Annotated in this window: 16 protein-coding genes and 1 pseudogene; 4 read left to right on the top strand and 13 right to left on the bottom strand. The window is 73.7% G+C overall.

The genetic code is table 11. From position 1 onward, the window contains the following. Positions 1 to 65 precede the first annotated feature (65 nt). From ACIGXE_RS20475 to ACIGXE_RS20445, 7 genes and pseudogenes are all read right to left on the bottom strand, one after another. Positions 66 to 620, bottom strand: a complete 555-nt coding sequence (locus tag ACIGXE_RS20475) for an amphi-Trp domain-containing protein (protein WP_399749289.1) — start codon at positions 618 to 620, stop codon at positions 66 to 68. A gap of 19 nt (positions 621 to 639) precedes the next feature. Further along, the gene (locus tag ACIGXE_RS20470) at positions 640 to 1,071 is read right to left on the bottom strand and encodes a hypothetical protein (RefSeq protein ID WP_399749287.1); all 432 of its coding nucleotides are present in this window, start codon (positions 1,069 to 1,071) and stop codon (positions 640 to 642) included. A gap of 30 nt (positions 1,072 to 1,101) precedes the next feature. Continuing rightward, positions 1,102 to 1,578, bottom strand: coding sequence for an SHOCT domain-containing protein (locus ACIGXE_RS20465; RefSeq protein ID WP_399749285.1), 477 nt, complete (start codon positions 1,576 to 1,578; stop codon positions 1,102 to 1,104). A gap of 136 nt (positions 1,579 to 1,714) precedes the next feature. Beyond that, positions 1,715 to 1,912 carry a hypothetical protein gene (locus ACIGXE_RS20460; RefSeq protein ID WP_399749283.1) on the bottom strand — a complete coding sequence of 66 codons (198 nt, stop codon included), beginning with the start codon at positions 1,910 to 1,912 and terminating at the stop codon, positions 1,715 to 1,717. Between the two features lie 74 nt (positions 1,913 to 1,986). Continuing rightward, entirely contained in the window at positions 1,987 to 3,705 is a 1,719-nt protein-coding gene (locus tag ACIGXE_RS20455; RefSeq protein WP_399749281.1) for an MFS transporter, read from the bottom strand. Positions 3,706 to 3,855: 150 nt separating this feature from the next. Then, positions 3,856 to 6,576, bottom strand: coding sequence for a LuxR C-terminal-related transcriptional regulator (locus ACIGXE_RS20450; protein WP_399749279.1), 2,721 nt, complete (start codon positions 6,574 to 6,576; stop codon positions 3,856 to 3,858). A gap of 655 nt (positions 6,577 to 7,231) precedes the next feature. Further along, positions 7,232 to 7,516: pseudogene (locus ACIGXE_RS20445) on the bottom strand (DUF5955 family protein); the annotation flags it as partial. 333 nt (positions 7,517 to 7,849) lie between these two features. Between ACIGXE_RS20445 and ACIGXE_RS20440 the strand changes: the two are divergent. The 3 genes from ACIGXE_RS20440 (at position 7,850) to ACIGXE_RS20430 (ending at position 11,730) form a co-directional block, all read left to right on the top strand. Then, a complete protein-coding gene (locus ACIGXE_RS20440) occupies positions 7,850 to 8,461 on the top strand; it encodes an NTP transferase domain-containing protein (RefSeq protein ID WP_399749277.1) in 612 nt (203 codons plus the stop codon). A gap of 227 nt (positions 8,462 to 8,688) precedes the next feature. Further along, a complete protein-coding gene (aceB, locus tag ACIGXE_RS20435) occupies positions 8,689 to 10,320 on the top strand; it encodes a malate synthase A (protein WP_399749275.1) in 1,632 nt (543 codons plus the stop codon). A gap of 261 nt (positions 10,321 to 10,581) precedes the next feature. Next, complete coding sequence (locus ACIGXE_RS20430; RefSeq protein WP_399749273.1) at positions 10,582 to 11,730, top strand: GDSL-type esterase/lipase family protein; 1,149 nt, start codon at positions 10,582 to 10,584, stop codon at positions 11,728 to 11,730. On the opposite strand, the gene ACIGXE_RS20425 is transcribed toward ACIGXE_RS20430, so the two are convergent. Then, the gene (locus ACIGXE_RS20425) at positions 11,717 to 13,534 is read right to left on the bottom strand and encodes a hypothetical protein (RefSeq protein ID WP_399749272.1); all 1,818 of its coding nucleotides are present in this window, start codon (positions 13,532 to 13,534) and stop codon (positions 11,717 to 11,719) included. The two genes, ACIGXE_RS20430 and ACIGXE_RS20425, sit on opposite strands and share 14 nt — an antisense overlap. Positions 13,535 to 13,585: 51 nt before the next feature. Further along, positions 13,586 to 14,596, bottom strand: a complete 1,011-nt coding sequence (locus ACIGXE_RS20420; RefSeq protein WP_399749270.1) for a fibronectin type III domain-containing protein — start codon at positions 14,594 to 14,596, stop codon at positions 13,586 to 13,588. A 167-nt stretch (positions 14,597 to 14,763) separates the two neighbouring features. Here ACIGXE_RS20420 and ACIGXE_RS20415 point away from each other — a divergent pair, with 167 nt between their 5' ends. Then, positions 14,764 to 15,342: a hypothetical protein gene (locus ACIGXE_RS20415; protein ID WP_399749268.1), complete on the top strand. Its 579-nt coding sequence runs from the start codon at positions 14,764 to 14,766 to the stop codon at positions 15,340 to 15,342. Positions 15,343 to 15,349: 7 nt separating this feature from the next. Here the strand turns inward: ACIGXE_RS20415 and ACIGXE_RS20410 are convergent, their stop codons facing one another. The 4 genes from ACIGXE_RS20410 to ACIGXE_RS20395 form a co-directional block, all read right to left on the bottom strand. Then, positions 15,350 to 16,135: an aspartate/glutamate racemase family protein gene (locus ACIGXE_RS20410; RefSeq protein ID WP_399749266.1), complete on the bottom strand. Its 786-nt coding sequence runs from the start codon at positions 16,133 to 16,135 to the stop codon at positions 15,350 to 15,352. Between the two features lie 65 nt (positions 16,136 to 16,200). Beyond that, positions 16,201 to 17,550, bottom strand: coding sequence for a nucleobase:cation symporter-2 family protein (locus ACIGXE_RS20405; protein WP_399749658.1), 1,350 nt, complete (start codon positions 17,548 to 17,550; stop codon positions 16,201 to 16,203). Between the two features lie 441 nt (positions 17,551 to 17,991). Beyond that, entirely contained in the window at positions 17,992 to 19,383 is a 1,392-nt protein-coding gene (locus ACIGXE_RS20400) for an 8-oxoguanine deaminase (protein WP_399749264.1), read from the bottom strand. Between the two features lie 48 nt (positions 19,384 to 19,431). Next, on the bottom strand, positions 19,432 to 20,850 hold the full coding sequence (locus ACIGXE_RS20395) for a nucleobase:cation symporter-2 family protein (RefSeq protein WP_399749262.1): 1,419 nt from the start codon (positions 20,848 to 20,850) through the stop codon (positions 19,432 to 19,434). Positions 20,851 to 20,912 lie beyond the last annotated feature (62 nt).

Below are 20,912 nucleotides of genomic sequence, written 5' to 3'. Positions count from 1 at the left end.
CGACGTCGGCGCGCGAACGGAAGTCGGAAGCCGGCCCACGAAGGGCCGGCTTCCGAGCGGTCGGCTCAGGACTGCTTGCCGGAGGTCCGCTTCGCGGGTCGCTTGGCCGTCGTCCGTTTGGCGGCGGTCCGCTTGGCCGAGGCCTGCTTGGCCGGGGCCTGCTTGGCGGGGGCCCGCCTCGTCCTCGCGGCCGCCGCGGTCTTCCGGCCCCGGGTGGCGGAGGGCCCGGCCGGCTCCGCCGCCTCGGCGGAACCGGCCTCTTCGTCGGAGGCGGCCGGCTCGGCCGCCTCCTCCCCTTCGGCCCCGGACTCCGACTCCGACTCCGACTCGGATCCGGTTTCGCCGTCGGACCTGGCGGGCGCCCGGTCCGAGGCGGCGGAGGTGCCGCGTCCGCCGCCCGTCCGCCACTTCAGCTCGATCTCCAGCTCGATCTCGCCGTCGCCGACCTCGAACTCCACCTCGGTGCGGAACTCCTCGGGGACCCTCATGCTCAGCACTCCGGTGCCCAGCTCGAGCTCGGCCTCACCGCCCTCCTTGAACGCCTCGGCGAGCTCCGTCAGCAGGTCCGCGGCCTCGTCGCGGGTCAGCGAGCGCTTCTGCTCGAACTTCAGATCCTTCACGGCTGCCTCCTGGGCGCCTTCAGCGCACGTCGCTTCGGCCGGCGGCGTCGTTGCGGTTGACGCACAGGGCCCAGATGACGAATCCGGACATGGTGATCATGATGACGGACCACACCGGGTAGTACGGCAGCGAGAGGAAGTTGGCGATGATCACGAGGCCGGCGATGCCCACGCCGGCGATCCGCGCCCAGGTCGCCGCCTGGAAGAGCCCCACGCTGATGAGGACGGCGACCACTCCCAGCGCGAGATGGATCCAGCCCCATCCGGTCAGATCCCACTGGAAGACGTACTTCGGAGTGGCGAGGAAGACCTCGTCCTCGGCGATGGCCATGATGCCGCGGAAGATGCCGAGCAGCCCCGCGAGGGCGAGCATCACTGCGGCGAACGCGGTCAGTCCCTCGGCCCAGGCGTACCTGGCCGTGTGCGTCCCACGAGGGTGTGTGGCGGTCATCTCTGTCTTTCCTTTCCCTGTCCCCGGCAGTCACGCTCGGGGGGCGGCGCCGGTGCCCGCGGACGGGCCGGTTCCGGTGGATCCGGACGGGCCGGTGCCGCTGCCGCTGAGGACCATCTCCTTGGCCCGGAGGAACTCCTCCTCGGTGAGGTCACCGCGGGTCCGGAGCTCGGAGAGCCTGGCGAGTTCGTCCGCGCTGCTCCGGCCGCCGCCCGCCGTCTCGCGGACGTAGGCGTCGAACTCCTGCTGCCTCTTGCGCGCGTGCGTGATCTCGCGGTGGCCCATCGACTTGCCCCGCGCGATGACGTACACGAGCACGCCGAGGAAGGGCAGGATGATGACGAACACGAGCCAGCCGGCCTTGCCCCAGCCGCTCAGGGTGTCGTCGCGGAAGATGTCGCCGATGATCCGGAAGAGCAGGATGAACCACAGGATCCACAGGAAGAACCACAGCATGGTCCAGAAGGCGCTCAGCAGCGGATAGTCGTAGGCGAGATAGGTGCCCATCTTCTGCTCCGTTCCGGGTCGGTCCCGGATGCCGTTCCGGGTTGTCTTCAGCGTGCGCGGCCTCGTAGGGGTCGGCCTCACCCGCGGCGGGTGAGCGCGGTCGCGCGAACGAGTACGGACGCGGCTCCGGACGTGGTCAGTCCGGGAGCCGCCGCAGCTCCACCACGTGGAGTCCGAGCGACTGGAAGCGGGCCAGCAGTCCGTAGAGGTGCGCCTCGTCCACGACCGGGCCGTACAGCACCGTCTGACCGGAGATCACCACGTGCTCCAGCTCGGGGAAGGCGCTGATCAGCGGCTCCGACATGTGACCCTCGACGCGGATCTCGTACTGCATGAACCGATGGTCCGTCCCGGGGACCTCCTTCGGCCTCACCCTGCGGGGGTGACCGACACGGCCGGCTCCGGGCATCACGACCTCCTGGGCTGTCGGGGCCGCCGCCGCTTCGGCGCTGCCGGCGGCGCGGCGGGGGGAGTCGTCGGCTGCTGCGGGCTCGGCGGGCCGGAGGGGCTCGCCGGGCTCGGCGGCGGGGGGTCGGCGACCGCGCCCGCGGCCGGGGCCGAGCCCGCGGTGGGCAGGCGGCGCGTCACCAGGAAGCTCGCCAGCGTGATGCCGCCGGTCGCGAGGACGGCCGCCTTCAGGCCGTCGAGCTGGGCCGAGGCGTAGGACTCCGTGACGGCGTCCACCTCGTCCGGGGGCAGGCCGGCCTCCTCGGCCGCCGAGCGGACGTGGTCCGTGGAGACGAAGCTGACGCCGGATTCCAGGGCGACGCTCGTCTGCCGGCGGGCCTCTTCGGAGAGGCGCGGGTTCTGCTCGACCTGCGTGGTGAAGGCGTGGGCCAGGGCGCCGATGAGGATCGATCCGATGAGGGCGGTGCCCAGCGCGGAGCCCAGGTTCTGGGCGGTGAACTGCAGGCCGCCGACCTCGCTGCGCTCCTGCTCCCCCGCGGTGGACTGGACGACGTTGCCGAGCTGCGAGGCGAGCAGTCCCATGCCCAGGCCGAGCAGCGCCATGGCCCCGAAGAACTGGGAGTCGTCGATGACGGGGTCGATGGTGCCGAGCAGCCAGGCGATGGACGCCACCAGCATGACGAGGGCCACGCGTACGACCCTGCGCGGTCCCGCCCTGCGCCCGAGGCGCGCCCCGCCGAGCGAGGCCACGAGCATGGTGACCGAGACCGGCAGCAGCCGCAGTCCCGTCTGGAAGGCGTCGAACCCCTGCACCACCTGGAGGTAGAGCGGGATGGTGAAGAACAGCCCCAGCAGGATGAGGTTCTGGCTCACCAGGGTCATCAGCCCGGATCTGAGGACCGGCCTGCGGAACAGGGCCAGGTGGACCAGCGGGTCCTGACCGCGCTCCTCCCTGCGCCGCTCCCAGGCCTGGAAGGCGTACAGCAGGCCCACTCCGGCCGCGACCACGAACAGGGTCGGGGCGAAGCCGAACACCGTGAAGGGCGGGTCGCGGGGCTCCACCCACCCCCAGGAGGTGCTCTGCAGCACCCCGAGGACGCCGAGCCCCAGGCCGGCCGCCGACAGCACGGCGCCGACGACGTCCAGCCCGGGGCGCCGGCCCGCGGCGGGCAGTTCGGTGATCGCCCGCCGGAAGAGGAGGACGGCGAGCACCACCACGACCTCACCGGCGAAGACGAGACGCCAGGTCAGGTAGGTCGTCACCCAGCCGCCCAGCAGGGGGCCCACGGCGATGCCGGCGCCCGCGAGGCCGCCGATGACGCCGTACGCGACGGAGCGGTCCCGGCCCCGGTAGGACTCGGCCACCAGGGCCGCCATGGACGGCAGCACCAGGGCGGCGCCGAGCCCCTCGATGACCGACCAGCCGAGGGCCAGCACCCACAGGGTGGGCGAGACGGCGGTCAGCGCCGATCCCGTGCCGTAGACGATCATGCCGATCAGGAAGACGCGGCGGCGTCCCAGGATGTCCCCGATCCGACCGCCGACGATCATGAAGGCGGCCATGACCAGGGCATACAGGGTGATGACGGCCTGGATCGCGGTCACCTCGGTGTCGAAGTCCTCGACCAGCTGGCTGATGGAGACGTTCATGACGGCCGTGTCCAGCACCATCAGGAACTGGGCCGTCCCCAGGACGATCAGAGCGCTCCACCGTCTCACCGTGTCCACCTCGCGTCCGCCTCGCCGGGTTGCGCCGGGACGGCCGGACGGCCGGGTCGCCGTCACGGCGACGGGCACGCCCCGCCGATGCCATCGCATCCGAATCGGGCCCCGGCCGCCTCACCCGCCGCGGGTGAGCGGGCCGTCACGTCACAGCAGGCCCAGCTCGCGGGCCCGGCGCACCGCGTCGTTCCGCCGGTGCACCGCCAGCTTCCGGTAGACGCTCTTGAGGTGGGTCTTCACCGTGTTGACCGACACGTACAGGTCGGCGGCGATGTCCTCGGTCGACATCGTGCGGGCGAGCCGGCGGAGCACGTCGCGCTCGCGCTCGCTCAGCGGCTCCAGCAGCGGCGCGTCCGGGGGCACCGCTGCGTCGTCGGGGCCCGCCGCCCCACCGCGCGCCGCGGACCCGGGCACGAGCCAGCCGGCCGCCAGGCCCCGCAGGGGCGCCGCCGTCAGGAACGGGCCGATCCAGGCCCCGGCTTCCAGGAAGGGGCGCCGCAGCTCCTCGGTCCTGGCCCCCCGCAGCGCCCTCTCGAGCCACCGGTGCACGGCGCCGAGGTCGCCCGTCAGGCGCGCGGCCCGGGCGCGGACCAGCGCGGCGCGTACGGTCACCGCCGGGCCGACGCGGGCGTGGCCGGGCAGCTCGTCGAGCAGGAGGAGGGCCGCGTCGGGGTCACCGGCCGCGAGGCGGGCCCGCGCCGCGCCGACGAGGCACATCGGCTGGTCCCCGGCCACCGCGCGCAGGACCTCGGCGGCGGCCTCCGGGCGGCCCTCGGCGAGGTGGGCGGCGGAGGCGACCAGGGCGGCGTGCCCCCGGGCCCACGGGGAGTCCTCGTGGGCGGGGATGTCCTGTTCCGCGGCGGCCAGCGCGGCGCGGGTACGCCCCTGGGCCAGGAGCAGCCGGGCGGTGGCGACGCGGCGGCCCGCGGCCGTCACCGGATCCGGCGCGGGGGCGTCGGGCAGCTGGGCGAGCAGGCCCTCCGCGCGGGCCACCTCGTCGCGCTCGACCGCGACGGCGGCGAGGACCGGCTGTCCCAGGCCGTGGCCGGCAGGCGGGAGGAGGCCGAAACGCTCCGTCTCGGCCGTCGCCGCGTCGATCCTGCGCTGTGCTCCGCTCGGCCACCCGTCGAGGTAGTCGATGAGGGCCAGGTGCTCCAGCGAGTCCCGGCGCGGCAGGGCCGTGGCGGGGTCGCCGGGACCGCGGGTCACGTCGGTGAGGGCGACCCGCGCCTCGTCGAGGTGGCCGGCCCACAGCCGGGACGAGCCGAGGTGGGTGTGGAGCAGGGCGACGAGCTCGGGGTGCTCGTCGAGCAACGGGGCGGGCACCGACCGCAGCAGTTCCGAGGCGGCTCGGGCGGCCTCCTCCGCCTGCCGTACGGAGCCGGTGAGTCGCCCCGCCAGGGCCTCCAGCAGCGCGCAGCCGAGCCGGGCGGCCGTGGCGTCGTGAAGGTCGGCGGGGAGCCGTTCCTCGGCCTGGCGGAGGTGGGCCAGGCCCCGGTCGAGCTCGTGCCGGGACAGGTGGCGCGCGGCGCGGACGAGGTCGGTCGCCGGGCTCGGCGCCCGCGTCTCCGACCCCGTGCCCGTACCCCTTCCCGCCTCCGCCTCGGTCCCCGTCTCCGCGTCCATCCGGGCGAACAGCTCGGCCAGCTCGTCCGCGCGGGGCCCGGTGAACAGCTGGCCGATCGCCAGGTCGTCGATCAGCGCCCCCGAGACGAGGTTCCAGTCCCCCGCGGCGGCGCCGTGCGCCAGCGTCTCCGGCAGCGCCCCGGAGCGCCGCAGCCATCGGGCCGCCCGCCGGTGCAGGTGCCGTTCCAGGCCGGGATGGCGTCGGCGCAGATGGGTCCGGAGGATCTCCCGGAAGAGCGGGTGGAGCCGGTACCAGCCGTGCCCGAAGTCCTCCACGAACGTGTTGTCGCGGAGCAGTCCGGCGAGGATGGGCGCGGCGTCGTGCCGACCGGTGAGCGCGTCCGCGAGAGCGGGACGGAAACGTTCGAGGACGCTGACCCGGAGCAGCAGGTCCTGGGTGGGCAGCGGCTGCCGTTCGAGCACCTCGGCGAGCAGGAAGTCGGCGATCGTGCTGCGGCCCGCCTCGAACTCCTTCAGGTAGAGCTCGGGGTCGGGGCTCAGCCGGGCGGCCAGGGCGCACAGCCGGAGGCCCGCCGCCCAGCCCCGGGTGCGCTCGACCAGCGCCCCGGCGGCCGCGACGGACAGGTCGAGGCCGTGCAGCTCCAGGAGCGTGACCGCCTCCTCGGCGGTGAAGGCCAGGTCGGCGCCGCGGATCTCGGTCATCTCCCCCGAGACCCGGTAGCGGTGCAGCGGGAGGAGCGGCTCGGTGCGGGTGACCAGGACCAGGCGGAGGCCCGGGCCTCCGTGGTGCAGGACGAACTCCAGCTGGCGCGCCGTCTCGGGGGCGGTCATCCGGTCGAACTCGTCGATCACGACGGTCACCGGCCGGTCGCGGCCCCCGAGCTCCGCGGCGAGCCGGGCCAGCAGCGTGTGGTCGACCCGGCTCGCCCGGGCGGGCGAGCCGATCGAGGGGGGCATCGGCTCCCCGGCGGCGCGCAGGGCCTGGAGGAAGTGGGCCCAGAACATGCCGGGGCCCTGGATCGCCGCGTCGAGGGTGAGCCAGGCGACCGGCGGGTCGAGGCGGGCGGCCCAGTCCGCGACCAGCAGGGTCTTGCCCGCACCGGCGCAGCCTTCGACCACGGTCAGCGGGGCCCGCGGCGCCTGCCCGAGGTGGTCGACCAGCCGCGCCCTTCGCAGGAACGAGGCGGGCAGCGCCGGCGGGGCGAAGCGGGTTCGGAGGAAGGGGTCGCCCAAGGGGTCGACGCCGGAGAGGTCCGGTCGTCGCGGGGGGTCGTCGCGCATGTCCACCACGCTCGCCACCACCCTCCGCTCGGATGCCGGGCAGCCCCGCTTCACACAGCAGTTTCCCAGCAATGGCGAAAAGCGGCCCAGGGAAGGGTGTACCCCTACCGGGTACCGGAAGGGGAACCCCTACCGGGTAGCGGAAGGGAACTCCCTACGGCGCCCGGGCTCTCGGGCGTCCGGTCCGGTCGCCTTCCGGGTCGAGCGGCCCGGCCGTCGCGGCGCCCCCGTCCCCTCCCCGTCGCGGCGCCCCCGTCCCCTCGCTCAGGCGTCCGGTGGCCCTTCTGGGTCGAGGTGCCCGGGCGTCGCGGCGCGTCCGCCCTCAGGTCTCCGGTCGCCCTTCCGGGTCGAGCTGCCCGGGTGTGGCCGGGTGAGGGGACCGGTCGCGCTGCCCCGGCAACGCCGGAGGCCCCGCCCCGTCCCGCTGCCCCGGCGACGTCGGACGACCCGCCCCGTCCCGCTGCCCGGGCAGCGCCGGACGCGCCTCTTCACCCCGCCGGCCCGGAAACGCCGAAAACCCCTCCGCTCCGAGCTGGCCCGACGACGTCGGACGCCCCTCCCCTTCGGGCCCCGACGACGTCGGACTCCCCTGCCCTTCGGGGTACCGGGACGTCGCCTGCTCCCCGTCGCGGGCGGGCCGCTCCGGCACCGTCGGGCCGAAGAGTTCGACGGCGCGGCGGACTCCCGTGAGACCTTCGGCGAGAGCGCTGACCGAGCCGACGGCGCCGGCGATCAGGAGCAGGGAGCGGCGCAGCCGCCACACCTCGGGGGCGCCGCTCGTCGCCATCGCGTCGAGCGCGGCGAGCTCGTCCTCGGCGATCTCCCGGTCGGCGAACTCGCGCCGGTGCCCGGCGAGTTCCCGCCTGAGCCGGGACACGGCGGCGCGCAGCCCGGCCACCCGCGGGTCCACGCCGTCATCGGCCACCACTCTGGGGTCCACGCCGTCATCGGCCGCCCTCGGGTCCACGACGCGATCGGCCGCCCTCCGGTCCACGCCGTCGTCGGCCACCACCCTGGGGTCCACGCCGTCGTCGGCCGCCCTCGGGTCCACGCCGTCAGCGCTCACTCGCCTCTGCCCCACGCTTCGCAACATGGTTCTCCCCCCAGGGGACTCACGCCCCCCCTTCCGCACGTCCTTGTGCCGACCCGTCGGGCGGTGGTCGGGCGTCCGGGGCCGCGGGCCAGTTAACTCCTTCGCGCGCCCGGCGCGCCAGCGGGCGGACGCGATTTCAGGCGTCCGTGTGGCGCGGCTCAGGTGCGGTATGCAGTCCTCATGACGCGTGAGTCGGAAGAACCCCTCGTGGCGGGCCTGCTGCTGGCGGCCGGCGGCGGCCGGCGGCTGGGCGGCCGCCCGAAGGCCCTGCTCCTGCACCGCGGCCGTCCGCTCGTCGAGCACGCGGTGCGGGCGCTGCGCGAGGGCGGCTGCGAGGTGGTGCACGTGGTGCTCGGCGCGGGCGCCGACCGGGTCCGGGCGCAGGCGCGGCTGCCGGGCTGCGTACTGGTGGACAACCCGGACTGGGCGGAGGGCATGGGCTCCTCGCTACGGGTCGGGCTGGCCTCGCTCCGGGCGGAGGTCCTGCCGGTGGACGCGGCCCTGGTGTCGCTGGTCGACCAGCCGGGGATCGGTCCTGAGGCGGTGGCCCGGGTGCGGGCGGCGTACCGCTCGCGCGACTCGCTCGTGGCGGCCTCGTACGGGGGGAGGCGCGGTCATCCGGTGCTGTTCGGGGCGGATCGCTGGGCGGCGGTCGCGGCGGGCGCGGTCGGGGACCAGGGGGCGCGGGAGTACCTGCGGGCGCACCGGGATGCGATCACGCTCGTGGACTGTTCGGATGTGGCCGAGCCCTATGACATCGACACGGAGGCGGACCTGGTGCACCTGGAGTGAAGGGGGTGGCACCCAGCGCCACGTTGTGTCGACCCAAAGAATCTCGACATCAACAAACCATTGAACTTCCACTATGAGGAAACTAGTATCCACTGTTCAGAAGCGCCTGATCCCTCGTGACGGCGCTCCCGGCCGTATCCCGGCGCCTGTGGCACGGCGTGCCACTGACGACGCCCGGCGGCCGGCAGGCACCGCCCGTGAAGCCCGCTGAAGGAAGTGACAGTTTCATGTCCGCACCAGCGCCGTCCTCCCTGGTCGTCGTCGAAGCCGAGCCCCTGCCGCGCCAGGAGGAGGTGCTCACCGACGCGGCCCTCACCTTCGTGGCCGAGCTGCACCGTCGGTTCACCCCGCGCCGGGACGAGCTGCTCGCCCGCCGCGCCGAGCGCCGCGCCGAGATCGCCCGTACGTCCACGCTGGACTTCCTGCCGGAGACGGCGGCGATCCGCGCCGACGACTCCTGGAAGGTCGCGCCCGCCCCGGCGGCGCTGAACGACCGGCGCGTGGAGATCACCGGCCCGACCGACCGGAAGATGACGATCAACGCGCTGAACTCCGGCGCGAAGGTCTGGCTCGCGGACTTCGAGGACGCCTCGGCGCCGACCTGGGAGAACGTCGTCCTCGGTCAGGTCAACCTGATCGACGCCTACACGCGGAACATCGACTTCACGGACCCGAAGTCGGGCAAGTCCTACGCCCTCAAGCCGGCCGACCAGCTCGCCACGGTCGTGATGCGCCCGCGCGGCTGGCATCTGGAGGAGCGTCACCTGACCGTCGACGGGCGCCCCGTCCCGGGCGCGCTGGTCGACTTCGGCCTCTACTTCTTCCACAACGCCCAGCGCCTGATCGACCTCGGCAAGGGCCCGTTCTTCTACCTGCCGAAGACCGAGTCGCACCTGGAGGCCCGCCTCTGGAACGACATCTTCGTCTTCGCCCAGGACTACGTCGGCATCCCGCAGGGCACCGTCCGCGCCACGGTCCTCATCGAGACCATCACGGCCGCGTACGAGATGGAGGAGATCCTCTACGAACTCCGCGACCACGCCGCCGGGTTGAACGCGGGCCGCTGGGACTACCTGTTCTCCATCGTCAAGAACTTCCGTGACGGCGGCGCCAAGTTCGTCCTGCCGGACCGCAACGCGGTCACCATGACGGCCCCGTTCATGCGCGCGTACACCGAACTCCTCGTCCGCACCTGCCACAAGCGCGGCGCGCACGCGATCGGCGGCATGGCGGCCTTCATCCCGTCCCGCAAGGACGCCGAGGTCAACAAGGTCGCCTTCGAGAAGGTCAAGGCCGACAAGGACCGCGAGGCCGGCGACGGCTTCGACGGCTCCTGGGTCGCCCACCCCGACCTGGTGCCGATCGCCATGGCCTCCTTCGACGCGGTGCTCGGCGACAAGCCGAACCAGAAGGACCGGCTGCGCGAGGACGTGCACGTCGCCGGACCCGAACTGATCGACATCGCCTCCCTGGACGCCCACCCCACCTACGAGGGCCTGCGCAACGCGGTCCAGGTCGGCATCCGCTACATCGAGGCCTGGCTGCGCGGCCTCGGCGCCGTCGCCATCTTCAACCTGATGGAGGACGCGGCCACGGCCGAGATCTCGCGCTCGCAGATCTGGCAGTGGATCAACGCGGGCGTCGAGTTCGAGCACAACGGCGAGACCGTGCGGGCGACCCCGGAGCTCGCCCGCCAGGTGGCCGCCGAGGAGCTGGCCGCGATCCGCGAGGAGATCGGCGAGGAGGCCTTCGCGGCCGGAAAGTGGCAGCAGGCGCACGACCTCCTGCTGCACGTCTCCCTCGACGCCGACTACGCGGACTTCCTGACCGTCCCCGCGTACGACCAGCTGGTCGGCTGACCGCACAGCAGCCGCCCGGCCCACAGCCAGGCCCCGCCCCCGGTGTTCGCACAGCACCGGGGGCGGGGTCTTTTTGCTGTTCGCGGTGGTGCGTGGCGGTTTTCGATCCATGGCGTTTCACAAGTCACGTGACGTAACCGCAATACGCCGCTACCTAGCGGTAACAAGTCGGGACGTGCCAGATTCCGCCATGCCACCGGCCGGCGGCTGTCCCCCACGTCGATGCGTACCTCGCGTACCGCACACCGCAGGAGCACAGCCATGTCTTCGTCCCCGCACCGCGCCCTGCGCGGACTGCTCGCCCTGTGTGTCGCCGCCGGAATCGTCTCCCTGGCCCCCTCCCCCGCCGCCGCCTCGGCCGGTTCCGGACCCACCGCCGTCGTCTCCATGGGCGACAGCTACATCTCCGGCGAGGCCGGCCGCTGGCAGGGCAACAGCCTGACCACCAGCGGCAGCCGCAACGGCACCGACCGCGCCTGGACCGGCAGCGGCTACGACCCGAGCCGGGTGTACGGCACCACCGCGGCCAACGGCTGCCACCGCTCCGACTCCGCCGAGGTCAGGAGCGCGGGCGCCATCGCCTCCCAGCTGATCAACCTCGCGTGCTCCGGAGCCACCACGGCGAACGTCTTCCGCGCGGCGAACGGCGGTGTGTCGTACAAGGGCGAGGCCCCGCAGGCCGACCAGCTGGCCACGGTCGCCGCCACGAACGACGTGAAGCTGATCGCCCTGTCGATCGGCGGCAACGACCTCGGCTTCGCCGACATCATCACCACCTGCGCGACCGACTACATCGTCTGGTACTCCTACTGCCACGACGACCAGCAGGCCGAGGTCGACGCGAAGATCGACGGGGTCATGGCGAACGTCGGCAAGGCGATCGACGAGATCAGGACCGTGATGACCGGCGCCGGCTACGCCGCATCCGACTACCGGATCGTGCTCCAGTCGTACCCCTCCCCCATCCCCCGCGCCGCCGAGAACCGCTACGTCGAGAGCGGCTGGAGCCGTACGAACACCGGCGGCTGTCCCTTCTGGAACCTGGACTCCGACTGGGCCCGCGACTCCCTCGTCCCGCAGATCGCGAACCGGCTGAAGGCGGTCGCGACGTCCAAGGGGGCGCAGTTCATGGATCTGCGCGACATGCTGCAGGGCCGTGAGGTGTGCGCGAAGGCCAGCAAGCAGGTCACGTCGACCGTGCCGGCCTCGGCGGCCACGAGCGAGTGGGCGCGCTGGATCGACCAGAACCAGACCCAGGGCCCGCTCCAGGAGAACATGCACCCCAACTTCTACGGCCAGGCGGCGCTGGGCCGCTGCCTCGCGCTCGTCAACGCCCAGCCGACCGGCAACTTCAGCTGCCGCAACACGGCCGGCGCGGGCGCGTCGGGCATGTACCTCACGGCAGGCTGACGCCGAGGGGACCCAGGACCCGCGCGGTCTCGTGCGGGTCCGCCTCCGTCATCGCCCGGATCAGCGCCGCCGAACCACCGGGCCAGCGGGCGGCGGCCGCGTCGAAGGCCGCCCGACGCGACTCCAGCGGCCCCCGCTTGGCGGGCAGCCCGTCGAGCACCCGCAGTGCCCGGGCGGCGGCCGGCACCAGGACCGGGTCCACCGGCTCCCCGCGGGCTCGCAGCGCCTCCTCCGCCCTCGCCCCGGTCACCGGTCCGGCGAGGGCTCCGCGCAGCGCCCCGGAGGGGACGGCGGTCCAGTCGACCAGGCCGAGCAGCGCACGGGTGGCGGCGGCTTCGGAGGTGCCGGCGTTGACGCTGCCGAAGGCGCCGAACAACGCGGTCCACGCCTCGGCACCGCCCCCGTGCGCGCGCAGCCAGTCGGAGAGGACCCGGTTCGCGACGGCCGGCGGCCAGCCCGCGGCCGCGGCCACCAGCGTGTCGGCGTCCCAGGCCGCCGCCTCCGCGGCGTCGGGCACGGCGACCCGGCGCACGGTGAGGAGATAGCGGACCACCCGGGCGCCGTGCGGGGTCAGCCCGAAGGCGTCGCCCCGCCGGAAGACGAGCCCGGTGGCGGCGAGCCGGTCGACGACCGCGGCCAGCTCGTGGGCCGGCTTGTCGAGCCGCGCCCGGTCGGTGTCGGTGACCCCGGGTGACCCGAGCAGCCGGGCGAGTTCGCCCGCGGTCGGGGTGGTGTACGAAGGCGAGGCCGGCGGCGGTACGCGGACCGGGGCGTCCTCCAGGGCCGGGTCGACGGCCCAGTCCTCGAACTCCGCGGCCCTGCGGGCGACGGACTCGGCGGAGCAGCCTCGCTGGTAGAGCGTGTACAGCAGGTGGGCGGCCTCGCTGCCGTACGGACCTTCCTCGGCCTCGGCGAGCTCGTCGACGGCGGAGGCGAGGGCATCGGCGTCCCGCTCCAGGTCCCCGCTGTCGGCGCCCGGTCCGTCGCCCGCACCGATCGTCTCCGGCTCCGGCGGGGGCAGGGGCACGGAGGGGTCGCCGTAGTAGTCGAGGTGCTCGTCGAGGAGGGCGTCGGCGAGGGCGAGGTGGGGGAAGTCGTCCGGTCCGGGCGCGAGGTGGGCGTACTCCCCCGCGAGCCCTTCGGCGAGGCCGGCCGCGGTCCACCGGTCGAGGAGCGCGGCGGCGACGGTCCCGATGCCCTGGGCGACGTCGTGGTCCGAGAGCAGCGGACCGGCGGCCGGCGGCTGCTCGGCATCGCGGACGTACGCCCTGGTCAGGGCCTCGGCGAGGAGCACGTCGGCGACGGCGGTGCGTCCCATGAGGTCCGCCCGGCGCACCCCGTCGGGCACCGGAGGCCCGTCGAGCCGGGACAGCCAGGAGCGCACGGCCTCGGGGTCACCGGGATCGGTGCCGTCGGCCCGCAGGAGCTGGGCGTACCAGCGGGGCCAGGTGAGGTTCCCGGGATCGCCCATGGCGCGCTCGAAGTCGCCCAGGGACTCCCTGATCACTCCCTCGACCCGCTCGCGCCGCGCCCCGTCGAAGCGCCCGGCCAGCGCCCGCAGGACCGCCGGATACAGGCTCAGCTCCTCGGGCGTCGCGCCCACGAACGCGGGCAGGTCCTCCACGAGGAGTCGTTTGACGAGCGCGGGCGTCGGCTCCGGCACCCCCGCCCCCCGGTCCGCCCCGCGCAGCGCGAGCAGACTCAGCACGGCGTCCGCGGCCCTGAACGCTCCCGGGCCCCGGAACTCGGGACTCGCCGCCAGGAACGCGTCGAGCCCGGTGTTGGTGAGGACGATCTCGGCCACGCTTCCCAGCGTAGTTCGGGGCGGGGCCGGACGCGGGGTCAGCGGCGGTCGTCAGACCGTCACCACCGTGCACGGGGCCGAGAAGTCGCCCCAGGTGCCGTCGGGAAGCCGGGCGCGGAGGGTGAGCACGTAGCGGACGCCGGGCGTGGCGGGGACGGTGAGGGTGTAGGTGACGGGCCCCGGCGGGGGTTCGGCGCCCCAGACGATGGTGGTGGCGAAGCGTCCGTTCAGGTGGAGTTGGTGCTCCTTGACCGGGGCGCCGCCGGTGCGGGGCGGGGTCCAGGTGAGGGTCAGGGCGCCCCGGGTGGCCTTGGCGGTGACCGCGGTGGGAGCGGTGTCGGGGCGGGCGCCGGGCGCTGCCGGGGTGGTGAGGTCGGCAGGGGCGCTGTCCGGGGAGGAGTTCTCGGCGGCGTCGCGGGCCCGGACGGTGAAGGTGTAGGCGGTGGCGGGGCGCAGGTGGGTCAGGCGGGCGGTGGTGTCGGTGCCGGGGACGGTGTGGACACGGGAGCCGGCCTGGTAGACGTCGTAGGCGGTGACCCGGGTGTCGTCGCGGGCCGGCCGCCAGCCGAGGGTGGCCTCGCCGGGGCCGGCGGCGGTGGCGCGCAGGGCGGTGGGGCGGGTGGGTGGCGTGCGGTCCTCGGCGGTGGCCGCGGGGGTGGTGGCCGTGACGGCGAGGCTGTCCGGAGAGACGTTGCCGGCGGCGTCGCGGGCCCGGACGGTGAAGGTGTGCGGGGTGGCGGGCGCGAGTCCCACGACGTCGGTCATGAGGGCGCCGGCGGGCAGGTCCTTCACCTTCCGGCCTTCGCTGTAGACCGTGTAGCCCGTGACGCCTCGGTCGTCGGCGGCCGCGCTCCACATGACGTGCACCGTGCTCGCGCTGCCGGCGGTGGCGGTGACACCGGTGGGCGCGGTGGGGGCGTGGGTGTCCCTGGCCGCCTCGGCGGTGCCGGAACAGCCGGTGAGGACGGCCGAGAGCGCGGTCGCGACGACGAGCGCGGGGAACGCGGAGCGCGGCGTGAGCGCGGAGAGCGGCGACAGGGGTGCGGTGAGGGGGCGGTGCATGGGGGTGCCTCCATCCCGTAAAGGTCTGGACCTATATGGCACAGGGGGCGGCGCGGGGGCAAGGGGGCGGCCCAGGGAGGGCGGCGGGACGTCGGCCGGGAGGGCGTTGTCAGTGGGGTGCGCTTCACTGGTTCCATCACTCTCCGTAACGGACTCAGGGGGGAATCGTGACGGACCGTACGACGTATGTGACGGTGGCCGGGCTGCGCGGGCGCGGATGGAGCGACGCGATGATCGGCGAGCTGCTCGGCCAGGCCGACGTGCAGGGGCGCGACCCGAGGCGGTGGGCGCTCGCCCCGGTGCGGCTCTATCTCCTCGCGCGGGTCGAGGCGGTGGAGCGCACCCCGGAGTTCCTGGGCTCCGCCGCAACGGCGGGGCGCGGTTCGGCCGCGGCCGGGGCGGGCGCCGAACGCCGGCGCCGCGCGGTCCTCGCGGCGATCCGCGCCGAACCCATCGAGGTCCCCCGGCTGCCCGCCGCCGAACTGGAACGGCGCGCGGTGCGCCACCGACATCTGCTGGGGGCCCGCGGCCCCGGCGGTGTCACCGCGGGCGCGATGGTCCGCTGGCAGGTGGGCTACCTCCGGCACGCCCTCTCCCGCTACGACACGCTCCTCGACGGGCTGTACGGGGACACGGGCCGCGCCGAGGCCGAACGCCTGCTGCGCCGACGGGTGTACGAGGCGATCGCGGCGGCCTATCCGCACCTGGCCCACGAGTGCGGGCGGCGGATGGAGGTCGAGCGGTGAGGGCGCCTCAGGAGACGGCGCCGAGCAGTCGGGCGATCTGCCGGCACGCGGCCGGGATCGGGGCGACGACCGGGACGGCGAGACGCTCCTGGAGCGCGGCGGCGGCGTCGCCCAGCGGGCCGCCGCCGATGACGACCGCCTCGGCTCCGTCCCGTGCGACGCAGGCGCGGACCGCGGTCTCCAGAGCGGCGAGCAGCGCCTCAGGGCGGGCCGCGAGGCGTTCGGGGGCGCCGGGGGTGAAGCGCGTCCCCGTGTACCGGGAGGCGAGTCCCAGGCGTTCGACGTGCGCGGCGATCGAGCCGGCCAGGCGCGGGGTGGTCGTGGCGATGCCGAAGCGCCGGCCGGCCTCGGCCGCCTCGGCCATCGCCGCCTCGCCGATACCGACCACGGGTACGGGCAGAGGTACGGGTGCGGGCGGGAGCGGGGGCGGGGGTGCGGGTGCGGGCCGGGACACGGGTTCAGGCCGGGGTACGGGTCCGGGCGTGGCGCGCGGTCCCGACGCCGGGGTGTCGCCTGGCCCGGCATCAGGCCGTCCCCGCAGTTCCGGCACGCCCGGGTCGCCGAAGGCCGCGACGATCAGGGCCGCGCAGTCGCCCGAGGTCACGGCCTGGTGCGCGGCCGCCACGACGTGCGGGGCGGCGGCGCGCAGGGCCGCCGGATCGGTGAGCATCGGGGGTCCTTCGGAGACCGTCACCCCGCGGACGCGCAGACCGGTGCCCGCCAGGGCACGGCGGGCGAGGGCCGTCATCATGCGGGTCGTCGCCGTGGAGGTGTTGGGGTTGATCAGGACCACGGCCGGCGCCCCGAGCCCCGCGGCGTGCGCGGGGACCGGGGCGGGCGGGTGCGGAGGGACGCGGCTCAGTGGGCGTGCGCCGCCTTCGCCGCGCGGGTCTCCGAGATCTCCTCGCCCGGTTCCATCGGTGCGGTGACCGTGTCCTCCTGGCTGCCCTTGCCGAGGTGGTTGAAGAGCACGTTGAGGACGACGGCGGCGACGCAGCCGGTGGAGATGCCCGAGTCCAGGATGATCTTCGCCGTCTCGGGGAAGGCGTGGTAGAACTCCGGCTTCGTGATCGGGATGATGCCGACCGCGAGCGAGACGGCCACGATCAGCACGTTGTTGTCCTTCTCCAGGCCGGCCTTGACCAGCGTCTGGATGCCGCTCGCGGCGACCGAGCCGAAGAGGACGACGCCCGCGCCGCCGAGGACCGGCCGCGGCACGACCGAGATCAGCGAGGCGGCCACCGGCGACAGGCCCATGAGGACCAGGAAGCCGCCACCGCACGCGACCACGAAGCGGCTGCGGATGCGGGTCATGGCGACCAGCCCGATGTTCTGGGCGAAGGCGCTGCACATGAAGCCGTTGAAGAGCGGGCTGAGCGCGGAGCCGAGGGTATCGGCGCGCAGTCCGGCGGCGATGGTCTTCTCGTCGGCGGGCCGCTCGACGATCTCGCCGAGGGCCAGCATGTCCGCGGTGGACTCGGTCATGGAGACCAGCATGACCACGCACATGGAGATGATCGCCGCGAGCGCGAACTGTGGGGCGCCGAAGTGGAACGGGGTCGGGAAGCCGACGATGTCGGCCTCCTTCACCGGGCTGAAGTCGGCCACGCCGAACGGGATCGCGATGAGCGTGCCGAGGACCAGACCGACCAGGACGGCGACCTGCTTGAGGAAGCCGCGGGTGAAGCGGCGCAGCAGCAGCACGATGAGGAGCGTGATGCCGGCCAGCGACAGGTAGGTGGTCGAACCGTAGTCCTTGGCCGTGGGGTTGGGTCCTTGCGCCCAGCCGAAGGCGACCGGAAGCAGCGAGACGCCGATGAGCGTGATCACCGAACCCGTCACGACCGGCGGGAAGAAGCGCACGAGGCGCGAGAACCAGGGGGCGGCTATGAAGCCGAGGAGTCCGGCGACGATGATCGCGCCGAAGATGACGGGGAGGGCGTCGGCCTTGTCCTTCGTCGTGTCGATGATCGCGAGCATCGGGGCGACGCCGGCGAAGGTGACACCGTTGACGAACGGCAGCCGGGCGCCGATCTTCCAGACGCCGAGGGTCTGGAGGAAGGTGGCGAGGCCGGCGGTGAAGAGGCTGGCGCCGGTGAGGAACGTCAGCTCGGTGCCGGACAGGCCCACGGCCGCTCCGACGATCAGGGGCGGGGCCACGACCCCGGCGTACATGGCGGCCACGTGTTGCAGACCGCTGGTGAGCATCTTGACAGGGGGCAGGGTCTCGTCGACCGGATGCTTGGTTCCGGCGTCGTCGGGGGCGGCGCCGTCGGGGGCGGTGCCTGCGTCTTGTGCATTGCGAACCTGGGGCTTGGCGGCCACGGCGGTTCCTCCGGTCGGTGACACGTCGGCGGGGACGGTGGTTTCAGGGAGGTGGTGCGATGCGGTGCTGGGTGCAGGAGATGCGGCTCGATGCGGGTGGGGCGGTGGTGCGGGTGGTGCTGGAGGTTCTGCGGTGCGACCGCGGAGGGGTGCGGCGCGGTGACGGCGTGTCCGGTGGGGGATGCGGACCCGGGGTTCACCGTTCCGGGGGGTGCCGTACGGCTCTGCGTACGTACACCCCCCGGCCCGGCTGCCGTGAACCCCGCTCGGGTCCACGGCGACCGACCGAGGGCCGTCCCCCTCGGTCGGACTCCTTGGGGAGGGTCAGGCCTGGGCCGCGATACGGGCCAGGCGCTGCGCCTCCGTGCGCGCGTCGCGCGCGATCCGCTCCTCGTCGGCGGTCAGCAGCCGGTTGTGCTCGACGATCTGCCTGCCGTTGACGAAGGACGCGGTGACCGGGGCCGCGGCCCCGAAGACGAGGGCCGTGACCGGGTCGGCGATCGACGAGTGGCCGAGGCCGTCGACCTTCCAGAGCACGAAGTCGGCGAGCTTGCCGGGCTCCAGGGACCCGATGCTGTCGGCGCGGCCGAGGACCTGCGCTCCGCCGTAGGTGCCGAGGCGCAGGGCCTGGCGGGCGTTGAGCGCGGCCTCGCGGTGGGCGCCGAGGCGGTTGATCAGCAGCGCGTTGCGCAGCTCCGTGTGCAGCTCGCCCGACTCGTTGGACGCGGTGCCGTCGACCCCGAGGCCGACCGGCACGCCCGCCTTGAGCATGTCGGGTACGCGGGCGATGCCCGCGGCGAGGCGCGCGTTGGACGAGGGGCAGTGGGCCACCCCGGTCCTGGTGCGGGCGAAGGCCTCGATGTCGGAGTCGTTCATGTGGACGCAGTGCGCCATCCACACGTCCTCACCGAGGAAGCCGGTGGACTCGAAGTAGTCCGTCGGCCCCATGCCGAACAGCTCGTGGCAGAACTTCTCCTCCTCCACGGTCTCCGAGCCGTGGGTGTGCATCCGTACGCCGAGCCGGCGGCCGAGCGCGGCGCCTTCACGGAGCAGCTCGGTGGAGATGGAGAAGGGGGAGCAGGGGGCGACGGCGACCTGGGTCATCGCGTCGAAGGAGGCGTCGTGGTACGTCCTCACCGTCTCCTCGGTCGCGGCGAGCGCGCCCTCGGTGGTCTCGACGGCGAAGTCCGGCGGCAGGCCGCCGTCCTTCTCGCTGCGGTCCATGGAGCCGCGGGCGAGGGTGAAGCGGACTCCCATGTCGGCGGCGGCGCCGATGATGGCGCCGGACAGATCGCCGGAGCCCCGCGGGAAGACGTAGTGGTGGTCCATGGCGGTGGTGACACCGCCGCGGGCCATCATGGCCAGCGAACCCTGGGCGGCGACGCGCACCATCTGCTCGTCGATGCGGGCCCAGGTCGGGTAGAGCGCGACCAGCCAGTCGAACAGGTTGTGGTCGGTCGCCAGACCGCGGGTGATCCACTGGTAGAAGTGGTGGTGGGTGTTCACCAGACCCGGCGTGACGAGGTGGCCGGTGGCGTCGATCCGCCGGACCACGTTCTCCAGACCCTCGGGGGCGTCGCCGGCGCCGATGGACTCGATCCTGTTGCCGGCGACGACGAGGTGACCGGTGGCGTACTCCGTGTCGTTCGCGTCGACGGTTGCGATCGCCGTGTTCTCGACGACGATGCGCTGGTGGGCTGCCGAGGCTTCTGCCATGGCGGTACTTCCTTCATTCCAGGGGGAAAGGCTGGGCACGGCAGGACCCTAGGAAGATTTGAGTGCCGGAGCCGCGTGACGGCTCCGGGTGCCGAGATGGTGGAAGAAGAGGTTCAGCAGGACGGCGACGAGCGCGCCGGCGCTGATGCCGGAGCCGAGCACGGTCTGTGCCCAGGCGGGGAAACCGGCGTAGAAGGTGGGTGCGGCGAGCGGGATGATGCCCGCCCCGAGCGCGACGGCCACCAGGATGATGTTGGAGCTGTCGTCGAGGCCCGCCTCCGAGAGGGTGCGGATGCCGCTGACGGCGATCGACCCGAAGAGCACGATGCCCGCGCCGCCGAGGACCGGCATCGGTACGAGGGAGACCACCGCGCCGAGGACCGGGAAGGCCCCGAGGACGAGGAGGGCGCCGCCGGCGACGGCGACCACGTAGCGGCTGCGCACCCGGGTCAGCGAGACGACGCCGACGTTCTGGGCGAAGGCCGAGGTGGGGAAGCCGCCGAAGACCGGGCCGAGCAGGGTGGCGATGCCGTCGGTGCGCAGTCCGCGGGTGATGGTGTTCCCGTCGCTGCGGCGCTCGCAGATCTCGCCGAGGGCCAGCATCCCGGCGCTGGACTCGGTCATGAGGACCAGCATCACGATGCACAGGGAGAGGATCGCGGCGGGCTGGAACTCGGGGGTGCCGAAGGCGAAGGGCGCGGGCAGCGCGGCGACCGGCGCCTCCCTCAGGGCGGTGAAGTCCGCCATGCCGAAGGGGATCGCGGCGAGCGTGCCGATGAAGAGGCCGAGCAGCAGGGCGATCTGCCTGACGAAGCCCTTGCCGAACCGCTGGAAGAGCAGGATGACGACCAGCGTGAAGGCGGCGAGCGCCAGGTACTTCATGGCGCCGAAGTCGGCGGCGTTCTTGTCGCCGCCCTGCGCCCAGCCCACGGGGACGGGCATCAGGGTGACGCCGATCAGGGTGATCACGACGCCGGTGACGAGCGGCGGGAAGAAGCGCAGGAGCCGCCCGAAGAAGGGTCCGACGGCGAGGCAGAAGACGCCTGCCACCATCACCGCGCCGTAGATGGCGGGGAGCTGGTGCCCCTTGGCGCTGGTCTCGGCGATCGCGAGCATCGGCGCGATGCCGGCGGAGGAGGCGGCGTTGACGAACGGCAGCCGGTTTCCGGCGAAGCGGCCGAGGCCGAGCGTCTGCAGGATGGTCGCGCAGCCGGCGATGAGCAGGCTGGCGGCGATGAGCCGGGTCATTCCGGCGGCGTCCAGGCCGACGGCCTGGCCGATGATGAGCGGAGGGGTGACGACGCCTGCGTACATGGCGGCGATGTGCTGGAGTGCCGCGGGGACGAGCCGCGAGGCGGGGAGCTTCTCGTCCACGGGGTGGCACTCGGCGGGGGCCGAGGCGGGGGTGGACGCCGGGGTGGAACACGGGCCTTCGGCTGTCGCCGGCCCCTTTGCGGGCTGTGCCATGGAACTTCCCTCCGGTCGGTGGGCCCCCGCCCGACTGCGGTACGGGCGGGGGCGACCACTCG

Origin of the sequence: Streptomyces sp. NPDC053431 (assembly GCF_044544925.1) — a bacterium.
Classification (GTDB): domain Bacteria; phylum Actinomycetota; class Actinomycetes; order Streptomycetales; family Streptomycetaceae; genus Streptomyces.
Note: the sequence above shows the minus strand (reverse complement) of the source record. Positions and strands in the feature narration are given on the sequence as shown.